We start from the raw sequence: 22,267 nt of genomic DNA, 5'->3' as shown, positions 1-22,267 counted from the left end.
AACGGCGCTCACGGGGCGCCGTTTTTTGTTCGCAGTGAACACCTTACTCAGTAGTAGGCGTTTTCTTTCTGCGTGTGGTCGGTCACGTCACGTACGCCCTTGAGCTCAGGAATGCGCTCAAGCAGGGTGCGCTCGATGCCTTCGCGCAGGGTCACGTCCGCCTGGCCGCAGCCTTGGCAGCCACCGCCGAATTTGAGTACGGCGATACCGTCTTCCACGACGTCGATCAAGCTGACCTGCCCGCCGTGGCTGGCCAGCCCCGGGTTGATTTCGGTTTGCAGGTAGTAGTTGATGCGCTCGTTGACCGGGCTGTCGGCGTTGACGTTTGGCACCTTGGCGTTGGGCGCCTTGATGGTCAACTGGCCGCCCATGCGGTCGGTGGCGTAGTCGACCACGGCGTCGTCGAGGAAAGCTTCGCTGAAGTTGTCGATGTACGCGGTGAAGCTTTTGAGCCCCAGGGCGGTGTCTTCAGGTTTTTCTTCCCCAGGCTTGCAGTAGGCGATGCAAGTCTCGGCGTATTGGGTGCCGGGCTGGGTGATGAAGACGCGGATGCCGATACCCGGGGTGTTCTGCTTGGACAGCAGGTCAGCCAGGTAATCGTGGGCGGCGTCGGTAATGGTTATGGCAGTCATGGAAACTCCTCACAGGCTTGCGGGCAGTTTACGCCAAACATTACAGAGGCACAAAGTCCTAGTGTTTTTGTCGGGAAAGGCGTGTCGGGTCATCCATGCCAAACCAACGCTTGAACACGCGATAGCTGCCCTTTTCCAGCCATTGGTAGCTCGCAAATGCACACAATGCCGTCACTGCGATGCAAACGGGCAGGATCGCATAGGCGTCCATGCCCGTGTGTTCCGCAGCCCATCGCCCAGCGTACAGCACCATCGTGTGGATCAAATACACTGAACTGATCTCTGAAACTGAACTCAATCTAATGTGGGAGCTGGCTTGCCTGCGATGGCATCAACTCGGTGTACTTGATGGACCGAGGTGTCTGCATCGCAGGCAAGCCAGCTCCCACAGAAAAGCAGATCTGCTTTTGCTGTGCTTTTGCCCTGCTTTTGCTTCAACCACTCAGGTCGGCTACTAGGCCGCCGTGCTCTTGCTTTTGATCTTGATCTTGATCTTGAATACACCGGTTGCCGCAGCAAGCCCGCTCCCACATTTAGATCTCGGTACATCAGACAGAGAGTGTGCTGCTCTGCTGTGCTTTTGCCCTGCTTTTGCTTCACCACTCAGGTCGGCTACTAGGCCGCCGTGCTCTTGCTTTTGATCTTGATCTGAGGCGCCCCGTTAAACCACGCTGGCCGAACGCAGGCTTTGGAGCGTGGGTAAACCGGCAGGACGCCGGTTTAGCCGCGATGGGCCAAGGATGGCCCATGGCGGCGGCCCACGGATTCAAGCCTTCGTTCTGGCATGCCGAGCCTAGGCGAGGCACCGAGTGGTGGGGCAAGAGCCCTTTTGGTTGCATCATCGGAATACCTGTTCCAATCCCGCAAGATAGATACCCGACTGCTTCAGCACTCGCTTAGAGAGATGACTGAGTCACTGCAATACTTATAGGTTCTCATACCGGTTCATGTCCAGAACCCCCTCTTCCATCGGCGTGGTTTCGCGGATGTACTGTGACAAGTCGTGAAAGTACTGCCAGAACTGCGGATGGCTGCGGCGTATGCCCCAACGGTCGACAATCTTCTCAAACCGCTTGGCATCCTTGGCATTCTCCATCGCTGCCACAAACTCCGGCACTTGCTGCGCCGGAATATTGAACATGAAGTTCGGGTAACTGCTCAGCACGCCCGGATAGACAGTCAACGTGTCCAACCCCGGCTGATAGCGATAAGCCTCACCCAACAAAAACGCCACATTACTGTGCGCCCGATTACGCAGCAGGCTGTAAAACACCCGCTGACCATTGGCCGTCTCAACCCGCAGCATCGTAGCCTCAGGCAACTGATCAATCACCTTGAGCCCCGCCGCCGGCCGCGACGTCAGACGGCTCAGCGCCTGCTCCGCATCCTGTAACGCTGGATCAATCCCATCGCGCGAGCAATAGGCCCCGGTACAGCGGTTGATCGGATCCGGACTAGCGTTCAGGTTGCCATAGCGCGTCAACAACTGGTTGGCAAAATCTCGCTTCGGATCCTTTTCATCCAAATGCAGCCCGCTCGGTTTGTCGTCATCAATAGCTTCATAGTCCAGCCACAGCTTGAGTTTGCCGCTGTTCTGGTACCAATCATCCATAAAATCATCGCGAGTATCCGCCGGCATCAGGCGCAGGAAGTTCTGCTCGGCGCCATTGCGGATCAGGTCGAAGTACAGCCGGGTCTGGGCTTGATGGGACACGTTGCCGAACACATCGAAGTTCACCGCCAACTGATAATAGGTGCGCTCCAGCAGCGGATAGTCAAACAGCCACATCGTCTGCGGTACCTCACCGATCAAGCCCTTGTTCACCGAAGCGCTGTCGAAGTGGCGGAAAATGCTCAACAAGGCATTGTCATTACCGGCCCACAGGCTGGACCAACTCGGTGGCGGCAAATCAGCGTAGCTGTCACGGCGCAAGGCTTCGTATTGGTTGCGCTTGTCGCGATACGCCAACCACAGGCTGAGCACGCTGCCCACGTCGTCGTTCTGCCCCGGCATCGCCAGCAATGGCGTGGCCTGGCCGCGATAACGCGCATCGGTGATGTACAGGTCGTGGTCCGGGTCCTGGAACAGGGCCCAGAAGTTGTCGCGAATCACATCCGTAGCAATCTGCCCACGGCACACCGGCCCACGAATAAAGGTGCGCACGAAGTATTCGGCGTTATCGAGCATAAATTGGTAGCGCGCTTTGGCCGGAATCGCCTCGAACGTCTCGAACGGATTGGCCCGGCGCCCGGGGCCGTAGCCCGGCAAGGCGTTGACTTGCCAGTCACCGGCGTAGAACAGCGCTTTGATCCGCGTCATTTTTGCCGCGCTGAACGGGTACGTGATGTGGGTTTTATGCACGATCACACCCTGCACCGGCCACAGGCGGTAATACACCTGGGTGCCCGGGTCATCGTTGGGGCGGCGGGTGGCGATCAGGTCGATCGGCTGGCCGCTTGGCGTGCGCGAACGTACCCATTGGAAGAAATGCCCCGGCTCGCCGTTCTCAAAGTAAATGTGCGCCAGGTATAGATGCTCATACAACCAGCGCGCCACCAGGCTTTCGCGGGCGCCGGGCTGGTTGAACAGGTTTTCCCACTGCTGCACTTGCAAGGCTTCCTTGGCGCTGGGCGCCAGGCCTTGCTCATCAATCGGCGCACCGGAGCCGAGCCAACGTTGCAGGGTCTGGTATTGCTGGTCGGTCAGGCCGGTGACCGCCAGCGGCATGCCTTCCTTGGGATGGCTGCCTGCGTAGGCATTGAACTCGCCGGGCATGGCGCACAGGTTCTCGCGATTCAGGCCCAGCACGATCTCGTCGGGCAGCTTGGCATTCGGTTGCAGCGGCGCGTTATGCCCCAACTCCAGCATGCGCGCCATCAAGGCGGCCTGGCTGCCTTGGGCGTCGAGTACCGAATAGAAGCCCTTCTGCTGCCAGGCTTGTTTGCCGAACGCGTCATAGAACAGCCGCGTGGTCGGCGCGGCCTGGCTGCGCTCGCCGTCGTAAACCGGTGTTTTGCTCGCACCACGGGCCGCGCCCTCGGCGCTGCCCAGGTTGAGCTGGCAGGCTGAGTCGTAGCAGGCGTGGCAGGCCACGCACTTTTCGGTGAAGATCGGCTGCACGTCACGGGTATAGGAAATCGCCGGGGCGGGGCTGTTGACCGGTAAAGCGTCTGCCTGGGCAGTACTGGCAATCAAGGCCAGTACGGCGCTGACGATAAGACGAAGTGACATGTATCCGGTCCCGATTCAATGCGAGCGATAGAGAAGTGCCGGCGATTCTACCGGGCCATGACCGCCTCCAACATGAACGATATTCATGCAAAACCTAGGCATGCTGTAAATCGGCACAGGTTTGCTATGATTCACCCCCTCCGAAATGCCTGACCAGAGTAGTCCCATGTCCGATCGTAGCGCTCGTCTGCAAGCCCTTCACCAAGCCCTCAAGGAACGTATCCTGATCCTCGACGGCGGTATGGGCACGATGATCCAGAGCTACAAGCTTGAGGAAAACGACTACCGCGGCAAACGCTTCGCCGACTGGCCGAGCGACGTCAAGGGCAACAACGACCTGCTGGTGCTCACCCGTCCGGACGTGATCGGCGGCATCGAAAAAGCCTACCTGGATGCCGGCGCCGACATTCTGGAAACCAACACGTTCAACGCCACGCGCATTTCCATGGCCGATTACGGCATGGAAGAACTGGCCTTTGAGCTGAACGTAGAAGGCGCGCGACTGGCGCGCAAAGTCGCCGACGCCAAGACCCTGGAAAACCCGGCCAAGCCGCGTTTCGTCGCCGGCGTGCTCGGCCCTACCAGCCGTACTTGCTCGCTGTCGCCGGACGTGAACAACCCCGGCTACCGCAACGTGACCTTTGATGAACTGGTGGAAAACTACACCGAGGCCACCAAAGGCCTGATCGAGGGCGGCGCCGACCTGATCCTGATCGAAACCATCTTCGACACCCTCAACGCCAAAGCAGCGATCTTCGCCGTGCAAGGTGTGTTCGAAGAACTGAATGTCGAACTGCCGATCATGATCTCCGGGACCATCACCGATGCCTCCGGCCGGACCCTGTCGGGCCAGACCACCGAAGCGTTCTGGAACTCGGTCAGCCACGCCAAGCCACTGTCGGTGGGCCTGAACTGCGCCTTGGGTGCCAGCGAACTGCGTCCGTACCTGGAAGAGCTGTCGAACAAGGCCAACACCCACGTTTCCGCGCACCCGAACGCCGGCCTGCCCAACGAGTTCGGCGAGTACGACGAATTGCCGTCGGAAACGGCCAAGGTCATCGAAGAATTCGCCCAGAGTGGCTTCTTGAACATCGTCGGCGGCTGCTGCGGCACCACACCGGGCCACATTGAAGCCATCGCCAAGGCCGTTGCCGGTTATGCGCCGCGCCCGATTCCGGACATTCCCAAGGCGTGCCGCCTGTCGGGCCTGGAGCCGTTCACGATTGATCGCAGCTCGTTGTTCGTCAACGTCGGCGAGCGCACCAACATCACCGGTTCCGCGCGTTTTGCCCGCCTGATCCGTGAAGACAACTACACCGAAGCCCTGGAAGTCGCCCTGCAACAGGTGGAAGCCGGCGCCCAGGTGATCGACATCAACATGGACGAGGGCATGCTCGATTCGAAGAAGGCCATGGTCACCTTCCTCAATCTGATTGCCGGCGAACCGGATATCTCCCGCGTACCGATCATGATCGACTCCTCCAAGTGGGAAGTGATCGAGGCCGGCCTCAAATGCATCCAGGGCAAGGGCATCGTCAACTCCATCAGCATGAAGGAAGGCGTCGAGCAGTTCATTTACCACGCCAAGCTGTGCAAGCGCTATGGCGCCGCCGTGGTGGTGATGGCCTTTGACGAAGCCGGCCAGGCCGACACCGAAGCGCGCAAAAAAGAGATCTGCAAACGTTCCTACGACATCCTGGTGAATGAAGTCGGCTTCCCGCCGGAAGACATCATCTTCGACCCGAACATCTTCGCGGTCGCCACCGGTATCGAAGAGCACAACAACTACGCCGTCGACTTTATCAACGCCTGTGCCTACATCCGCGACGAACTGCCGTATGCGCTGACCTCGGGTGGCGTGTCCAACGTGTCGTTCTCGTTCCGGGGCAACAACCCGGTGCGGGAGGCGATCCACTCGGTGTTCCTGCTGTATGCGATCCGCAACGGCCTGAGCATGGGTATCGTCAACGCCGGGCAGCTGGAGATCTACGACCAGATCCCGGCCGAGCTGCGCGATGCGGTGGAAGACGTGGTGCTCAACCGCACCCCGGAAGGCACCGACGCCCTCCTCGCCATCGCCGACAAGTACAAGGGCGACGGCAGCGTAAAAGAAGCCGAGACCGAAGAATGGCGCGGCTGGCCGGTGAACAAGCGCCTGGAACATGCGCTGGTCAAAGGCATCACCACGCACATCGTCGAAGATACCGAAGAATCGCGGCAGTCGTTCGCGCGCCCAATCGAAGTGATCGAAGGCCCGCTGATGTCCGGCATGAACATCGTCGGCGACCTGTTTGGCGCCGGCAAAATGTTCCTGCCCCAGGTGGTCAAATCCGCGCGGGTGATGAAGCAGGCCGTGGCCCACTTGATCCCGTTTATCGAGCTGGAAAAAGGCGACAAGCCCGAAGCCAAGGGCAAGATCCTCATGGCGACGGTAAAAGGTGACGTGCACGACATCGGCAAGAACATTGTCGGCGTGGTGCTCGGTTGCAACGGCTATGACATCGTCGATTTGGGCGTGATGGTACCGGCGGAGAAGATCCTGCAGGTGGCCAAGGAACAGAAGTGCGACATCATCGGGCTGTCCGGCCTGATCACGCCGTCGCTGGACGAAATGGTCCACGTGGCCCGTGAGATGCAGCGCCAGGACTTCCACCTGCCGTTGATGATCGGTGGCGCGACCACCTCAAAAGCGCACACGGCGGTGAAGATCGAGCCTAAGTACAGCAATGACGCGGTGATTTACGTGACTGACGCCTCGCGCGCAGTGGGCGTGGCCACGCAGTTGCTGTCCAAGGAATTGAAGCCCGGCTTCGTCGAGAAAACCCGCTTGGAATACATCGACGTGCGCGAGCGTACCTCGAACCGCAGCGCGCGCACCGAGCGCCTGAGCTACCCCGCCGCCATCGCCAAGAAGCCGCAGTTCGACTGGAGCACCTACACGCCGGTCAAGCCGACGTTTACCGGTGCCAAGGTGCTGGACAATATCGACCTCAAGGTGCTGGCCGAGTACATCGACTGGACGCCGTTCTTTATCTCCTGGGACCTGGCCGGCAAGTTCCCGCGCATCCTTGACGACGAAGTGGTCGGTGAAGCCGCCACCGCGCTGTACGCCGATGCCCAGGAAATGCTCAAGAAGCTGATCGACGAGAAGCTTATCAGCGCCCGCGCGGTGTTCGGTTTCTGGCCAACCAACCAGGTGCAGGAAGATGACCTGGAGGTCTACGGCGAAGACGGTCAGCCGATTGCCAAACTGCACCACCTGCGCCAGCAAATCATCAAAACCGACGGCAAGCCGAACTTCTCCCTGGCCGACTTCGTCGCGCCAAAAGACAGCGGCGTGACCGACTACATCGGTGGCTTCATCACCACCGCCGGCATCGGTGCCGAAGAAGTCGCCAAGGCCTACCAGGACGCGGGCGATGACTACAACTCGATCATGGTCAAGGCCCTGGCCGACCGCCTCGCCGAAGCCTGCGCCGAATGGCTGCACCAGCAGGTGCGCAAAGAGCATTGGGGCTACGCCAAGGACGAGCAACTGGACAACGAGGCGCTGATCAAAGAGCAATACAGCGGCATCCGCCCTGCCCCGGGCTACCCGGCGTGCCCGGATCACACCGAGAAAGCCCAGCTGTTCCAACTGCTCGACCCTGAGGCACGCGAAATGCAGGCCGGGCGCAGTGGCGTGTTCCTCACCGAGCACTACGCGATGTTCCCGGCGGCAGCAGTCAGCGGCTGGTACTTCGCCCACCCACAGGCGCAGTACTTTGCCGTGGGCAAAGTCGACAAGGACCAGGTCACAAGCTACACCGCCCGTAAAGCCCAGGACCTGGCTGTGACCGAGCGCTGGCTGGCGCCGAACCTGGGTTACGACAACTAAACACCTGGAGCAGGGTTGCGGTATCCCAATGCCGCACGTGTGACGACGAAATCCGCTTTTCTGTGCAGGACCTCTACAGAAAAAGGATTTCGTCATGCCCGAACACCCAACGGCCCTGAGCCCATTGCCCAGCCAGGCCATTCATGCCCATTTCGCCGCGCGCCCCACCTTGTTTTCAGTGGTGTTAAGCACTGCCCACCGCCACCGGTGCCTTCCCACTGCTGGTCAACGTCGCCGTTGCGCATGTCCTGAACCCGCAATTGCTGAACCTGCGACCCCGTGGCGAAATGCCGTTCTACCTCTCGCCCGCGCCAGGCAGTGGCCTGGCCGACATCGACATGCAGGCGGTTGCGCAACTCATCGCCGAGCTGCCTGGCTCGCTTTACCTGTACTTCCAGCAGGACCTGGCAGACTTCTGGAGCGCCACCGACAGCCACGGCAGCAGTCGCTGGCAATGGCTCGGCGAGTTTCTCCAGGGGCAAATGAGCGCAACCGCAAGCAGCCCCTCAACGTTGAGCGATACCCAACGGGACATGCTGGCGGTCACCTGCGCCTGGCCGGGGCGCCTGGAACGCCTGCCCCGCTCCACCCCTACTACGTATGCATATTTCATTGAGACCACGCTGTCGACAGGCGCACAGGAGGTGTGCCTGCTGACGCCGGACTTGCTGCTGATACGCGACAGGCAGGTGTTGCTGTGCAGCGTCGCCGGGGCAATCACACCGTTTGCCTCACTGGATGCCTTTGGCGAAAGCTGGGGCGCGCGGATGCAGGCTGAGTTGCAGTTCGACACCCTCACCTGGCGGCTTAATGAACCGGACGGCAATGTGTTCGAACAGCAAGCCGGGCTTATTCTCAACCAGCAACTGGAAGACCTGGCAACCTTGTCATTTCAAGGTCAAGGCGAAGAAGCGCTTGCACGCACGCTGGATAAACTCACCGATCCGGCCCTGCTGTTCACGCTCGCCCCCAAGGCCGCTCCGCAGCGTTTGCAAACGGTTAACGCGCAACTTCCGCAGTGGCTCAAACACGCCAGCGCCGATGACCGCTTTGCCTACCATCGCCATTTGCAAGACATGGCGCAGGTGATCAAACAGAACCAGGGACGCTCTTTCAACGAAGGCATCGAAAACATCCACGCCTTCAGCCGCGCCGCGTTGCGCAAGCAGATGCAAACCGACCATGGGGATTACGATCCCGATGACCTGGTACTGGACTTCGCCGTGGCTGCTGGTTATCCAGGCACCACGGGCATTATCGAACATGTGCGGATGTCGCTGACCGAACTGGCCCTGAAAAACCTCGCCGGCAAGCCAAAGGGCACGCTGACGCTGTCTTCAAAAAGCGCCACGACGATTCCCGCCTGGCTGAACGAAGCCTATCTGCTGGGCAGCCAAGGCTTGATCCAGCGGGTGGACATTGGCACAACCTACCCGCAGACGATCAAGGACCTGTTGCTGTCCGACAGTGTTGACGCGCGCCGCCGGGAACAACTGTTTGCCCGCGAACTCAAGGTCCAACTGCCGATGCTGGCGCTGGAATATGCGATCAGGCAGCAATACGGCGTCACCACCACTGGCTATCGGTATGTGAAAGCCTTGATGGGCGAAACCCCAGCAGACAGAGTCGTCGACGGCCAGGAGATCGTGCTGCGCCCCCTGGCCCTGTGCCGCAAAACCGGTGCCGCGCCGGATACCGTCAACAACGTTTTCATCATCGAGCCCCGGGACGCCCACACCGGCCCGCACCTGCTGTATCGACCCCTGTATGGCGCGGCCTTGTATCAATACCCGACACGCCAAGCCTTGCTGAATGCGCTGGCCGCCCCCGGCGAGTTGCAGACCAGTGTGCTGGCGTGGCTGAGCGACAAGGCGCGGCCGGTCTACGATAACGGTGGCTTCAAAGAGCCGCACATCATTCACTTTCTGCCGGGGGATGAGTTCTCCCCGCCGGAGCATCCCGCGCCGGCGACGCTGGCCGTCGATGAAGGCGCCGATGAATGGTTGCAGTCGCAAGTCAACGGCCAACTGCTCAACCACGTGTTCGGCAGCACCGCGCGGGCCCTGGTGGACCTGGCGGATCGCGAGTCGGTGTCCAACAGCGAAAGCCGCTGGGCCATTGTGATGGAAGGCGCCTGGCTGCTGTTCAACACCTTGGTATTGCCACTGGTACGCGGCCCGGCCATGTTGGCCGGCTGGCTGCTGGTACTGGTCGCCAGCCTGGAACAGGACCTGACAGGCCTGGACAGCAGCGATTCGACCACCCGCGAGCTGGCGCTAATTGACCTGCTGCTCAATGCCGCCATGGTGTTGTTGCACGCCGCGACACCCACCCCCCAAACCCGTCAGCCACTCGCGGCCCAAGACACCGTGCTACGCCTGGCGCCCTGGCGGCGTGCTGCGGCCCAAGCCCATCAGCCCGGCACGCCGTTGATTCGCAAGGGCGCAGTGGCGCTGCCCGGCGAGCCGCCGGCCACCGGCCACACGCCTTTGGATTTCAGCCGCTCGATTGCCGCCCCAAAGGCCAGCGCACGGTTGCTGAAGGCGTTGCTCGATGTGCACGTGCCCTGGCCCGACGCCTTGCCGCCTCCCGAGGCAGGCGGCGCGTTCAAAGGGCTGTACCGCATTGGCGCTACCTGGCACGCCAGCCTCGGCGGGCTGCTGTTCCAGGTCAGCGTGGTGCCGGGTTTCGGCGAGGTGTATCTGGTTGACCCACAGCACCCGCTGCGCCCCGGGTTCAAGCTGGCCAGCGACGGTCAAGGGCATTGGCGGCTGGAGCGCAAGGCCCGGCTGGAGGGCGGTATGCCCAGGGAAAAACTGGATAAATGGCAGCGCAAACACCGCGATCGGATCGCCGCGCTCAAGCGAGAGTTGCAGAGCCTCAATAAGGAAATGCTGCCGTTGGCGAATGCTTCAGTTGGGTTAAACAAAACCATGGAGCTTGCCCGTGCCGAGTGGGTCAAGTGCAAAAGAGCCCTGCGCGAGGATTGGATAAGGCTCAACACCCCGAGCACAATTGCCGGGCTGCAAGCCAGCATCGCCGTGCGCCATGAGCAAAGGCGCGGGTTAACCGCTAAAGCCATGGTCGAGTGGGAAATTGCCTTCGATAAGTACCGGCAAAACGCCGAGACCGTCAATGCCCAAATGCGGCTGATCGAAGCCAAGGCAGGCGAACTGATGGAAGCCGACAAGACCGATCCCAAGCATACACACGACCGCAATATCGCCGCAAAAAGCCTCTATGCCTTGATCCAGACGTACCTCGACGAGGCGACCGACACACAGAAGCAGGCCCGTCAGATGTGCAGTGAAGGCTACCTGCAGCAGCGCCCCCAAGCCTACAAAGTCGACTACCTGTGGAGACATGGGTTTGTTGATATCAACTTGGCAAAACGGCGCAAGTTACTCAAGACGGGCGACTATATCGACGAATATACCGTGCGCGATAAAAGCAAAGTTGAGGCTAAGAAACCGCCTGAGGAAACCCTCTTGTGGTACGCACATTTCCATTACCTACGCGTCGATACACCGATATTACAAAGCAGCTTCGGGCACCTGAAGACCAAAGAGGAGCAGCTCTTTACGCGTAGAGAGTTGATCGATCAGGCCAAGGCAGACAACCGCGCCGTGATCAATCTGGATAAAGCCGAGATCAAACCGCCGCTGGATTACGATCTGTTCCTCAAGCTGGGAGAAGAGCAGGCTAAAAATCAGTAGGCGCACCTTGAGTAAGCGCTAACGTCACAAAAAATCCGAGTCTTGAGAAGCTCGAACGACGATATTTCCACTTCGGCCACACTGACCGCCAGCGGGCGCCGCAGGCAAAGGAAGGTCTTGTCGACATCGACTTCCACTTGGTACTGGTCTTTCAACGCCTTGAGCAGCAACGGCCGGGCGAATGCATCGACGTCCAGGAACGTCGCCATGCTTGTGTCCAGTTGCACCTGAGCGATAGCGCTGGCCTTAAGGCTCGCATTGAGGGCCGTGCGTCGCTCGGGCGAGGCGTTTTTGTATCCGCTCGGCAGGACCGGCGCGGCGCGTTTAAGCGCCGAGCGGCGGGCGGGCGTCGCGTCGACCAGCCATTGAGGCACGGCTTTTTCGAGAAAATCGCCGTGAACACTTCGGGTCGCCGCCAGCGGTTCGCCAGCGTCGGAACGGGGGGGTAAATCGGACATGCTGTGACTCCTGTTAAATGGAGTGACAGCACATCACCGTTCAGCAGCGTTCAACGCCAGACCGGTGGTGCATAGATACAGGGCGTCTATGCTCTGTAGGACAGTCATCCTGACGAGGGTTTTATGGACGATCCACTCGACAACAAGCCGCCCACCTTCTGGCAAATGCTGCACAGCGTGATGGCGGCGGCTTTTGGCGTGCAGAGCGGGAAAAATCGCGCACGCGACTTCACTCATGGCAAGCCCAGCCATTTTGTCGTACTGGGCATTCTGTTCACGGCAGTGTTTGCGCTGATGCTGTTCGGCATCGTCAAGCTGGTGCTGCACCTGGCCGGGGTTTAGCGCAGCAGCAGTTGCAGGCTGAACGGGTAACGGTAGGACGCGGGCTTGCCTTGGGCGGAGAGCGCACGAAAATCCACCGGCGGCGCTGGCCCCAGCAACCGTTGCGCCTGGCTGGCATCAATCAGTTGGAACAGCGCCTCCTGCCGATCCCGCCCACCGTAGGCGCTGATGTCGACGCCCTTGGCATCATCATTAATCAGCACCATCGCCCAGCCGCCCAAGGTGAAATGCCCGGCGACCAGCGTGGTCAACCGCCCATCCAGGTAGGCCCGCAATATGCCCGGCGAACTGTTGACCGCGCTGAATAGCGCGTCCTTGCCCGGTACTCGCCCGCTGTCTTGCAGCGCCTGCATAGCGCCCAGGGCCATCTCATCATTGGCCGACCACACCAACGCCGTCTGTGGGTAGCGCTTGAACAACTGCGAGGCTTGTTCAAAGGCGCGCTGGCGGCTCCACTCCCCGTAAACCAACTGGCGCAGGCGCACTTGCGGATGCTCGGTCAAGGCGCGGCGCAAACCCAGTTCACGGCGTTGCGCGGCCGGGGTGTTCTTGGCGCCGGAAAACGCCAGCAGGTCAAGGGATTCACCCGGTGCAACCGGCCCGTGCTGGCGCAGCAGGTCGGTGAGCATCAGGTAACCGGCCTGCTCGTCGTCGGCCACCAGGCTGCACACCCAGTTGGCGTCGCTGCGGGCATTGAGCAATTGCACTTGGTCGGGGGTCAACGCGTTATTCACGATCAGCAACTTAACCCCACTGCCCTGGGCCATGCGCAAAATCTGCGGGGCGACGTATTGCTCATTCACCAGCACCAGGTAATCGGGGCGCTCACTGCCTTGCAGCGCTTCGCGGGCCTGGGCCAGGGTGTTCTGGGCGTCGCGCTCGGAATAACGCACGCGCAAATCCAGGCCGAGGTCCTTGGCAGCGGCCTGCATGAATTGCGCGTAGCTGACCCAGAAGGTCTCGGTGGATGTGCCCGGGTTGAGAAATACCACTGACGTCGCATGGGCCATCGCCCCGTACGCCGATCCCACTAACCACACACACGCAATCAGAACCTTCAACATGATTGTTTGAGCCTTAAGCATTAACCCACAGGATAATGGCAATGCGACATTGAATCGAGGCTCAATCAAGCGGTTTACTGGTGGCTGACCCAGAATACGGCTGTGCCCACCACCAGGATTATCAAGAACAGAATGGCCCAGGCATCAACGGTACTGTCGGGTTTACGGGCTTTAGTCGAATTGCTCATCGCATCGCCTCTTGTCGGTTTTATAGGTGATTGCACTAAGACTCGACGACAGTAAAGATCATGATTGCCCGCATGACAAATGTGGGTATCGCGATAACCCTTCTCATTAGTCATTTTGGTTATGTGCATATACTCAAACATCACTTTTGCGCATAAACGCAAACTGGTATCGTGCGCCGGCTCCGTTGGGAGTGCGCGGCCGTGCGCGCAGATTTGCCGAGAACAGGACCTATATGTACGTATACGACGAATACGATCAGCGCATCATCGAGGACCGCGTCAAGCAGTTCCGTGATCAGACCCGACGCTACCTGGCTGGTGAGCTGAGCGAAGAAGAGTTCCGCCCTCTGCGCCTGCAAAATGGCCTTTATGTTCAGCGCTTTGCGCCGATGCTGCGGGTTGCCGTGCCCTATGGCCAACTGACTTCGCGCCAGACGCGCATGATGGCCAAGATTGCCCGCGACTTCGACAAAGGCTACGCCCACATCAGTACCCGCCAGAACGTACAGTTCAACTGGCCGGCGCTGGAGGACGTGCCGGACATCCTGGCTGAGTTGGCGACCGTGCAGATGCACGCCATTCAGACCAGTGGTAACTGCCTGCGCAACGTGACCACCGACCAATTTGCCGGGGTTGCCGCCGACGAATTGATCGACCCGCGCCCCTGGTGTGAAATCGTCCGTCAATGGACCACCTTCCACCCTGAATTCGCCTACTTGCCACGTAAGTTCAAGATCGCCATCAATGGCTCGACCTCGGACCGCGCGGCGATCGAAGTGCACGATATCGGGCTGGAGCCGGTGCACAACGCGGCCGGCGAGCTGGGCTTCCGTGTGCTGGTCGGTGGCGGCCTTGGTCGTACGCCGGTGGTTGGCGCATTCATCAACCAATTCCTGCCCTGGCAGGACCTGTTGAGCTACCTCGACGCCATCCTGCGGGTCTACAACCGCTACGGCCGTCGCGACAACAAATACAAGGCCCGGATCAAGATCCTGGTCAAAGCGCTGAGGCCTGAGGTATTTGCCCAGAAAGTCGACGCTGAAATGGAACACCTGCGCGGCGGCCAGACCACCCTGACCGAAGCCGAAGTACACCGTGTGGCCAAGCACTTCGTCGACCCGCAATACAAAGCCCTGAGCAATCAGGATGCTGAGTTGGCAGCCCTCGACCAGCAGCACCCAGGTTTCGCCCGCTGGCGTACCCGCAACACCCTGGCGCACAAAAAACCAGGCTATGTGGCCGTGACCCTGTCGCTCAAACCCACGGGTGTAGCACCGGGCGATATCACCGATAAGCAGCTGGACGGCGTGGCCGACCTGGCCGAGCGCTACAGTTTCGGCCAACTGCGTACCTCCCACGAGCAGAACATCATCCTCGCGGACGTTGAGCAGAGCCAACTGTTCACGCTGTGGGGCGAGCTGCGCGAAGGCGGTTTCGCCACGCCGAACATCGGCCTGCTGACCGACATCATCTGCTGCCCGGGTGGCGACTTCTGCTCCCTGGCCAACGCCAAATCGATCCCGATTGCCGAATCGATCCAGCGCCGTTTCGACGACCTGGACTACCTGTTCGACATCGGCGAGCTGGACCTGAACATCTCCGGTTGCATGAACGCCTGTGGTCACCACCACGTCGGCCACATCGGCATCCTGGGCGTGGACAAGAAAGGCGAAGAATTCTACCAAGTGTCCCTGGGTGGCAGCGCCAGCCGCGATGCGAGCCTGGGCAAGATCCTCGGCCCGTCCTTCGCCCAGGAAGCCATGCCCGAGGTGATCGGCAAGCTGATCGATGTGTACATCGAACAGCGCACCGAAGATGAGCGTTTCATCGACACCTACCAGCGCATCGGCATCGACCTGTTCAAGGAGCGCGTCTATGCAGCGAATCATTAAGAACAACGAAGTCCTCGATGAAACCTGGCACCTGCTGCCCAAGGACGCGAGCTTCGACGGCATTTCCAACTGCGACGACCTGATCGTGCCGTTGGCCCTGTGGCGCGAACACGGCCATGCGCTCAAGGCCCGCGACGGCGGCCTGGGTGTGTGGCTGGACGCCGATGAAGAAGCCGAAGAAATCGGTGATGACGTGCAGCACTTCCAAGTCATCGCCCTGAACTTCCCGGCCTTCACCGACGGTCGCAACTACTCCAACGCGCGCCTGCTGCGTGACCGTTACGGTTACAAGGGCGAGCTGCGCGCGATTGGCGACGTGCTGCGCGACCAACTGTTCTACCTGCGCCGCTGCGGGTTCGATGCCTTCGCCTTGCGCGCCGACAAAGACCCGTACGAAGCCTTGGAAAGCCTCAAGGACTTCTCGGTGACGTACCAGGCGGCCACGGATCAACCGTTGCCGCTGTTCCGCCGCCGCTAAGCGTCAGCCTATAAAAAAGCCCTGGCATGCAATCATGCGTTGAGTTTGATCGACGCCAGCACCTGCTTCTGGCCCATGGAACACGGCAGATCTTGCGGCTGCGCACGCACTGCCTCGATCACCCCCAGCAATTGCGCCTTGCTGTGCGCCAACTGCGCCTGCATCACTTCGATCTGCTGCGCCTTGCGCTCCAACGCCTCGATCAGCTCATCGCGCTTGTGCTCGCCCGGCGCCGGCATCAACGCCTTGAGCTCCTGCAAGGTAAACCCGGCCTGCTGCGCACTCTGAATCAGTTGCAGCGTTTGCAACGCCTGCGGTGCATACCGCCGATAGCCATTGGCCTGGCGCCCCACCTGGCTGATCAGCCCTTGAGCTTCATAAAAGCGAATGCGTGATGCCGCCAGCCCACTTTGTTTTGCCAGCTCGCCAATATTCATCGCCACGCCCCGCTTGACATTAAAGTTAACTTTAAGCTTAGCCTGAGGCCTCCCCCGCTCAGGAGTCAACCCATGTCACCTTTTGAAGCTCTGCAACTGCCTAACGGCCAAGTCCTCGCCAACCGCATCGCCAAGGCGGCGATGGAAGAGAACATGGCCGACGCCCGTCAAGCGCCGTCGCGCGAATTGAAGCAGCTGTACCAGGCCTGGGCCGAGGGTGAGCCTGGCTTGCTGCTGACCGGCAACGTGATGATCGACCGCCGCGCCATGACCGGCCCCGGCGGCGTTGTGCTTGAGGACGAGCAGCAGTTGGACAGCTTCCGTGAGTGGGCCGATGTCGCGCGAGCCAAGCAGGTGCACTTTTGGCTGCAACTCAGCCACCCGGGGCGCCAGACGCCCGCCAACCTGCGCCAGCAAGCCTTGGCGCCCTCTGCGGTAGCACTCGACCTGGGCGGCTTCTCGAAGATGTTCGCCAAGCCCAAAGCCATGACCGAGGCGGATATTCAAGACGTGATCGAGCGCTTCGCCACCAGCGCACGCCTGGCCGAGAAAGCCGGGTTTACCGGGGTGCAGATCCACGCTGCACACGGCTACTTGATCAGCCAGTTTCTCTCACCGCTCAGCAACCAACGCACCGACCGCTGGGGCGGTTCGCTGGAGAACCGTGCGCGCCTGCTGCTGGAGGTGATTAACGCGGTACGCGCCACTGTCAGCCCGTCGTTTTGCGTGTCGGTCAAGCTCAACTCGGCGGACTTCCAGCGCGGCGGGTTTGCAGAGGCCGATGCGCGTGCCGTGGTCGAGATGCTCAACCCGTTGCCCATCGACCTGCTGGAATTGTCCGGCGGCAGCTACGAAGCGCCGGCCATGCAGGGCGAAGCTCGGGACGGTCGCACCTTGGCGCGTGAAGCGTACTTTCTGGCATTTGCCCAGGAAGTGGCGACCCTCGCCAGCATGCCACTGATGGTCACCGGCGGCATTCGGCGCCTGCCGGTGGTGCAACACGTGCTCGACAGCGGCATCGCCATGGCCGGCATCGCCACCGCCCTGACCCTGGAGCCGCAGTTGATCAAACACTGGCGCGCAGGCCGCGACCTCAACCCGCAACTCAAACCCATCAACTGGCAACGCAAGCCCCTGGCCGCCCTCGCCACCCTGGCCGTGGTGCGCTACCAGATGCGCCAATTGAGCCGCGGCCACCGGCCCAACGCCAAGGTGGCCCCGTGCATCGCGCTGGTCCGCGATCAGTGGTTTCTCGCCCGCCGCACCCGCCAATACCGCGCCGCCATGACGCAATCTTCACATTAAGCGCGGAGCATTCGCCGTGATCGAACTGTCCTCTACTGATCAGCAGCTTTTAACCTCACTGACGATTGGAGTTCTTCATGGCGAAAATCAACCTGGCCCAGCAATTGGCGACCACCCTTGAACAGGCGGGCATCAAGCGCATCTGGGGCCTGACCGGCGACAGCCTCAACGGCCTGACCGACGCCCTGCGCACCATGGACAGCATCGAGTGGATGCACGTGCGCCACGAAGAGGTCGCCGCGTTCGCCGCCGGTGCCGAAGCCGCCGCCACCGGCGAATTGACGGTGTGCGCCGGCAGCTGCGGGCCGGGTAACCTGCACTTGATCAATGGCCTGTTCGACTGCCATCGCAACCATGTGCCGGTGCTGGCGATTGCGGCGCAAATTCCGTCCTCGGAGATCGGCCTGAACTACTTTCAGGAAACCCATCCTCAGGAGCTGTTCAAGGAGTGCAGCCACTTTATCGAGCTGGTGACCAACCCCGAGCAGATGCCCCAGGTGCTGCACCGCGCGATGCGCTCGGCGATCCTCAACCGTGGCGTGGCGGTGGTGGTGATTCCAGGCGACGTATCGTTGCTGGAAGTGGAAGACAAACTCAAGCCTTGGCCAGCCCTGCACGCACCGCGCACCTTGCCGGCGGAACAGGACCTGCAACGCCTCACCGAGATCCTGCAGAGCAGCCAGAAAGTCACCCTGCTGTGCGGCAGTGGCTGCGCCGGTGCCCACGACCAAGTGGTAGCCCTGGCCGATGCCCTCGGCGCGCCAGTGGTGCACGCCTTGCGCGGTAAAGAGCACGTGGAATGGGACAACCCGTTTGATGTGGGCATGACCGGCCTGATCGGTTTCAGCTCGGGTTACCACGCCATGCTCAACTGCGACACGCTGATCATGCTCGGCACCGACTTCCCCTATCGCCAGTTCTACCCCACCGACGCGAAAATCATCCAGGTCGACCGCAACCCGCAGGCGCTCGGGCGCCGGGCCACGCTGGACCTGGGCATCGCAGCCGACGTCAGCGAGACCCTCGACGCGCTGCTGCCACGCCTGACCCGCAAGGCTGATCGCAGCTTCCTCGACACCTCGTTGAAGCATTACGAGAAAGCCCGCCAAGGCCTGGACGACTTGGCGCAGCCGTCGAAACCCGACCGGCCGATCCACCCGCAATACGTCGCGCGGTTGCTCAGCGAATTGGCGGATGACGATGCCATCTTCACTGCCGACGTCGGCTCACCCACCGTGTGGGCTGCGCGCTATTTAAAGATGAATGGCAAACGCCGCCTGATCGGCTCGTTCAACCACGGCTCGATGGCCAATGCCATGCCGCAGGCCATTGGCGCCCAGGCAGCCTTTCCTGGGCGACAGGTGATTTCGATGTCCGGCGACGGTGGCTTCGCCATGTTAATGGGCGACTTCATCTCGTTGGCGCAATTGAAACTGCCAGTCAAAGTCATCGTGTTCGATAACTCGTCACTGGGTTTCGTCGCCATGGAAATGAAAGCCGCCGGTTACCTGGACACCGGTACCGAGCTGAAAAACCCGGATTTCGCTGCCATGTCCAACGCCATGGGCATCCTCGGCATTCGCGTGGAGCAGTCCGAAGACCTCGAACCGGCCTTACGCCGTGCCCTCGCCCATGACGGCCCGGTGCTGGTCGACGTGGTCACAGCCACTCAGGAACTGGTGATGCCGCCGACAATCAAGCTCGAACAGGCCAAGGGGTTCAGCCTGTATATGCTCAAGGCGGTGATGAGCGGGCGCGGCGATGAAGTGATCGAACTGGCGCGCACCAACTGGTTGCGCTGAGTTTTAGTAACGGCGAACAGCCCCGTAGCGGACTACCGACTGTAGGGTTCCGCCCTTACGGCGGGTCACTTTGGAAAAGCCCCAAAGTAACCAAAGGGCTCTTGCCCCACCACTCGGCACCTCGCTAGGCTCGGTGTGCCCTCACGCAGGCTTTGGACCGTGGGCCGCCGCCATGGGCCATCCTTGGCCCATCGCGGCTAAACCGGCGTCCTGCCGGTTTACCCACGCTCCAAAGCCTGCGTTCGGCCAGCGTGGTTTAACGGGGCGCCTAAGATCAAGATCAAGATCAAAAGCAAGAGCACGGCGGCCTAGTAGCCGACCTGAGTGGTTAAATCAAAAGCAAAGCCGAGGCGGCCTGACAGCCGACCTGATCTTGGCTGAACTCAATCAATGTGGGAGCGGGCTTGCCGCGAAGGCGGTGGGTCAGTTACAATGAGCTGACTGACACACTGAAGTGCGCCCCAGAAGTTGGACACTCGTCCAACTCCTGAGGCTTTTCATGAGCAAATACACGACGCAGTTCAAGCTTTGCTTACCACTCAGGTCGGCTACTAGGCCGCCGTGCTGTAGATTTTGATCTTGATCTGACAGGCCCCGTTAACCACGATGGCCGAACGCAGGCACGGTGGAGCGGGTAAACCGGCAGGGATGCCGGTTTAGCCGCGCTGGCCTGTGATCTTGATTTTAGGCGCCCCGTTAAACCACGCTGGCCTGCGTGCGGGCACCCGAGCCTAGGCGAGGCCGAGTGGTGGGGCAAGAGCCCTTTTGGTTACTTTTGGGGCTCTTTTCCAAAATGACCCGCCGTAAGGGCGGAACCCTAAGCAGCCGTTACCGCAGCAACGGATATGTACTCAAAAAAGCCCCCCCATCACCCCAACTGCTTCTCCACCCACACCCCATAGGCATCAACAAACGCCTGCAAAAACGGCTTGGTCTTCTCCGACAATTTACCCGCCTCATCAAAGGCACTCCCCGCCCCACCCAGATAAGCCTCCGGCTGTTGCATACAAGGCACATTGAGAAACACCAGGGACTGGCGCAAATGGTGGTTAGCACCAAACCCACCAATGGCCCCCGGCGACACACTGATGACCGCCCCAGGCTTACCACTCCAGGCACTTTGCCCATAAGGCCGCGACCCCACATCAATCGCATTCTTCAACGCCGCCGGCACTGAGCGGTTATATTCCGGGGTCACAAACAACACCGCGTCGGATGAACTCACCTGTTTGCGCAAAGTACTGTAGGCTGCGGGCGGTGATGCCCCGTCGAGGTCCTCGTTGTAGAGCGGCAAATCGCCAATTTCCACAATGTTCAACTTCAGATTGGCTGGGGCCAGTTCGGCCAAGGCCAGGGCGACCTTGCGGTTGATCGACTCTTTTCTCAAGCTGCCAACCAGTACGGCAATCGTGTAGACCTTGCTCATTGAGGTTTTCCCGACGTCTGACTAAGGAGCTTGTAGTTATAAAGTCTTCACGGCAGGTTCACCAGCAGGTTTTGATAATCCCCAAGAGGTTTTCTACGCGATCACCTGCGTAGGAAGCGTCTGAAAAGATCAACGAATAGTATTTTTTTTCCATAGGTAAACTACCCCGCTCCATGACGGTCTACAGAACCGCAAATCGAGTGTTTATCTCCAGAGGTTCTAAACAGATGGCTGCAGTACTTGTCGGACAGTTCCATGCCAGAGACGCGGAAGGACGCGTGTATTCCGTGCATGAGTTCCAGGAATCCAACCCGGTGCAAGGCGACCAGGCTGGTTCGGCGCCCACCACTACCTACAAGCTGGCCATTGGCGATCGCGTAGAAAAAATGGAAGGCGATGAATTCAGACTGATCCAGTCGGACAAAATTATCACCCGCGAATCCCCAACGTTCCAGGCTTAATAAGCTCTCACCTTATCGACCTGCTCAGTCCTGGCCATTGACGGCATTGACTGGGCTGGTGATCAAGACCGGCGAATCTCTGTCACCTCCACGCCCTGCCCGCCATCCACGTGCTTGAGCGTCACCATCAACCTCCCCCGCTCTCCTTCAACGGCATACAACGAACGTTTGTAGCCCGTCGTGCCATACGCGGGATAGGCCACCACCTGCCTGACCAACGCAATCTCCAGCACCGCGCCCACCTGCGCATCCACCTGTTCCTGGGAACGGATAAACGCCTCGAGGGCGAGGTTTTCCGGCGTGTGTTCATCGGGAGTATTGAAGAGATAAGCAGCCACGCACCCCACGGTCACCAAGACCAGCAGTTGCTTGGCCGTTACCCCGAAGAAGATCGAGGGTAGAGGCATGTGAGACCAGACCTGTTTTTGTTGTATTGGTGTTTGTCTGATGATCAGAGCAGCCATTCTAATCAGGTCGATGGGTATTGCCAGATCTATCAGTTGTCGCCGTAGGTAATATCCTTGTTGTCGCCTACGCCGCCCAGGGTGCGGTCTTTGCCGAATGAAAACAGGTCGAAGGGCGTGTTCGGCTGGGTTGGCGGGTAGTGGTACTGGTAGGCAATGCCCCAAGGGTCATTCAGCAAGTCTTCGTTAACGTAGGGGCCTTTCCATTTCGCCTCGCCAACAAGTCGCGTGGTCAATGCCTCCAATCCCTCTTCATCCGTGGGGTAGCGACCGGTGTCTTGATGAAACCGTTCGACCGCCCTGCCCAATTCGCTCACCTGGGCCTTCGCCTGGGCTATTTCTGCCAGCGTGACATCGCCGAACAGCCGTGGCCCCACCGCCAGGGCCAGCAACCCGATAATGACCAACACCACCAGCACCGCCCAACGCGTAAAGCCATGCTGGGTGTGCACGCTGCCAATTGTTGCGGTATTGCCGGACATCGCAAGGCTCC

General features: G+C 60.3%; 17 protein-coding genes. 8 read left to right on the top strand and 9 right to left on the bottom strand.

The features are described 5' to 3' along the window. Nucleotides 1-47: 47 nt before the first annotated feature. The 3 genes from nfuA to GJU48_RS10310 form a co-directional block, all read right to left on the bottom strand. On the bottom strand, nucleotides 48-632 hold the full coding sequence (nfuA, locus tag GJU48_RS10320) for a Fe-S biogenesis protein NfuA (protein ID WP_017136914.1): 585 nt from the start codon (nucleotides 630-632) through the stop codon (nucleotides 48-50). Nucleotides 633-690: 58 nt separating this feature from the next. Further along, nucleotides 691-843, bottom strand: coding sequence for a hypothetical protein (locus tag GJU48_RS10315; protein ID WP_155295978.1), 153 nt, complete (start codon nucleotides 841-843; stop codon nucleotides 691-693). Nucleotides 844-1,557: 714 nt separating this feature from the next. After that, on the bottom strand, nucleotides 1,558-3,864 hold the full coding sequence (locus tag GJU48_RS10310; RefSeq protein WP_094953355.1) for a fatty acid cis/trans isomerase: 2,307 nt from the start codon (nucleotides 3,862-3,864) through the stop codon (nucleotides 1,558-1,560). 166 nt (nucleotides 3,865-4,030) lie between these two features. Between GJU48_RS10310 and metH the strand changes: the two genes are divergently transcribed. Both metH and GJU48_RS10300 read left to right on the top strand, forming a co-directional pair. Then, a complete protein-coding gene (metH, locus tag GJU48_RS10305; RefSeq protein WP_094953353.1) occupies nucleotides 4,031-7,741 on the top strand; it encodes a methionine synthase in 3,711 nt (1,236 codons plus the stop codon). 260 nt (nucleotides 7,742-8,001) lie between these two features. After that, nucleotides 8,002-11,457: a dermonecrotic toxin domain-containing protein gene (locus GJU48_RS10300; protein ID WP_256671220.1), complete on the top strand. Its 3,456-nt coding sequence runs from the start codon at nucleotides 8,002-8,004 to the stop codon at nucleotides 11,455-11,457. On the opposite strand, the gene GJU48_RS10295 is transcribed toward GJU48_RS10300, so the two are convergent. Next, complete coding sequence (locus GJU48_RS10295) at nucleotides 11,451-11,915, bottom strand: DUF6543 domain-containing protein (RefSeq protein ID WP_155295977.1); 465 nt, start codon at nucleotides 11,913-11,915, stop codon at nucleotides 11,451-11,453. The two genes, GJU48_RS10300 and GJU48_RS10295, sit on opposite strands and share 7 nt — an antisense overlap. 123 nt (nucleotides 11,916-12,038) lie before the next feature. On the opposite strand from GJU48_RS10295, the gene GJU48_RS10290 reads away from it, so the two are divergent. After that, the gene (locus GJU48_RS10290) at nucleotides 12,039-12,257 is read left to right on the top strand and encodes a DUF2970 domain-containing protein (protein WP_094953380.1); all 219 of its coding nucleotides are present in this window, start codon (nucleotides 12,039-12,041) and stop codon (nucleotides 12,255-12,257) included. On the opposite strand, the gene GJU48_RS10285 is transcribed toward GJU48_RS10290, so the two are convergent. Continuing rightward, nucleotides 12,254-13,321, bottom strand: coding sequence for an ABC transporter substrate-binding protein (locus GJU48_RS10285; RefSeq protein ID WP_094953381.1), 1,068 nt, complete (start codon nucleotides 13,319-13,321; stop codon nucleotides 12,254-12,256). The genes GJU48_RS10290 and GJU48_RS10285 overlap by 4 nt on opposite strands. Before the next feature lie 421 nt (nucleotides 13,322-13,742). Between GJU48_RS10285 and GJU48_RS10280 the strand changes: the two genes are divergently transcribed. Continuing rightward, nucleotides 13,743-15,401: a nitrite/sulfite reductase gene (locus GJU48_RS10280; protein WP_094953383.1), complete on the top strand. Its 1,659-nt coding sequence runs from the start codon at nucleotides 13,743-13,745 to the stop codon at nucleotides 15,399-15,401. After that, nucleotides 15,385-15,879 carry a DUF934 domain-containing protein gene (locus GJU48_RS10275; protein ID WP_094953385.1) on the top strand — a complete coding sequence of 165 codons (495 nt, stop codon included), beginning with the start codon at nucleotides 15,385-15,387 and terminating at the stop codon, nucleotides 15,877-15,879. The genes GJU48_RS10280 and GJU48_RS10275 overlap by 17 nt, the downstream gene beginning before the upstream one ends. Nucleotides 15,880-15,911: 32 nt before the next feature. Here GJU48_RS10275 and GJU48_RS10270 read toward each other — a convergent pair whose 3' ends face one another. Next, the gene (locus tag GJU48_RS10270) at nucleotides 15,912-16,316 is read right to left on the bottom strand and encodes a MerR family transcriptional regulator (protein ID WP_094953387.1); all 405 of its coding nucleotides are present in this window, start codon (nucleotides 16,314-16,316) and stop codon (nucleotides 15,912-15,914) included. Nucleotides 16,317-16,388: 72 nt separating this feature from the next. On the opposite strand from GJU48_RS10270, the gene GJU48_RS10265 reads away from it, so the two are divergent. Together GJU48_RS10265 and poxB are read left to right on the top strand one after the other, a co-directional pair. After that, complete coding sequence (locus GJU48_RS10265) at nucleotides 16,389-17,621, top strand: NADH:flavin oxidoreductase/NADH oxidase family protein (RefSeq protein ID WP_094953389.1); 1,233 nt, start codon at nucleotides 16,389-16,391, stop codon at nucleotides 17,619-17,621. A gap of 77 nt (nucleotides 17,622-17,698) precedes the next feature. Beyond that, nucleotides 17,699-19,423: a ubiquinone-dependent pyruvate dehydrogenase gene (gene poxB / locus GJU48_RS10260; RefSeq protein ID WP_094953390.1), complete on the top strand. Its 1,725-nt coding sequence runs from the start codon at nucleotides 17,699-17,701 to the stop codon at nucleotides 19,421-19,423. Between the two features lie 868 nt (nucleotides 19,424-20,291). Here the strand turns inward: poxB and GJU48_RS10255 are convergent. After that, nucleotides 20,292-20,849 carry an NADPH-dependent FMN reductase gene (locus GJU48_RS10255; protein WP_094953785.1) on the bottom strand — a complete coding sequence of 186 codons (558 nt, stop codon included), beginning with the start codon at nucleotides 20,847-20,849 and terminating at the stop codon, nucleotides 20,292-20,294. A 227-nt stretch (nucleotides 20,850-21,076) separates the two neighbouring features. On the opposite strand from GJU48_RS10255, the gene GJU48_RS10250 reads away from it, so the two are divergent. Beyond that, on the top strand, nucleotides 21,077-21,310 hold the full coding sequence (locus GJU48_RS10250) for a hypothetical protein (protein ID WP_094953786.1): 234 nt from the start codon (nucleotides 21,077-21,079) through the stop codon (nucleotides 21,308-21,310). A 62-nt stretch (nucleotides 21,311-21,372) separates the two neighbouring features. On the opposite strand, the gene GJU48_RS10245 is transcribed toward GJU48_RS10250, so the two are convergent. Both GJU48_RS10245 and gspG read right to left on the bottom strand, forming a co-directional pair. Further along, a complete protein-coding gene (locus GJU48_RS10245; protein WP_094953787.1) occupies nucleotides 21,373-21,717 on the bottom strand; it encodes a hypothetical protein in 345 nt (114 codons plus the stop codon). Nucleotides 21,718-21,806: 89 nt separating this feature from the next. Beyond that, entirely contained in the window at nucleotides 21,807-22,256 is a 450-nt protein-coding gene (gene gspG / locus GJU48_RS10240; RefSeq protein WP_094953788.1) for a type II secretion system major pseudopilin GspG, read from the bottom strand. Between the last annotated feature and the right edge of the window lie 11 nt (nucleotides 22,257-22,267).

Source organism: Pseudomonas sp. IB20, assembly GCF_009707325.1.
Taxonomy (GTDB): domain Bacteria; phylum Pseudomonadota; class Gammaproteobacteria; order Pseudomonadales; family Pseudomonadaceae; genus Aquipseudomonas.
The sequence above is the reverse complement of the archived record's forward strand: the minus strand, read 5'-3'. Positions and strand labels throughout refer to the sequence as shown.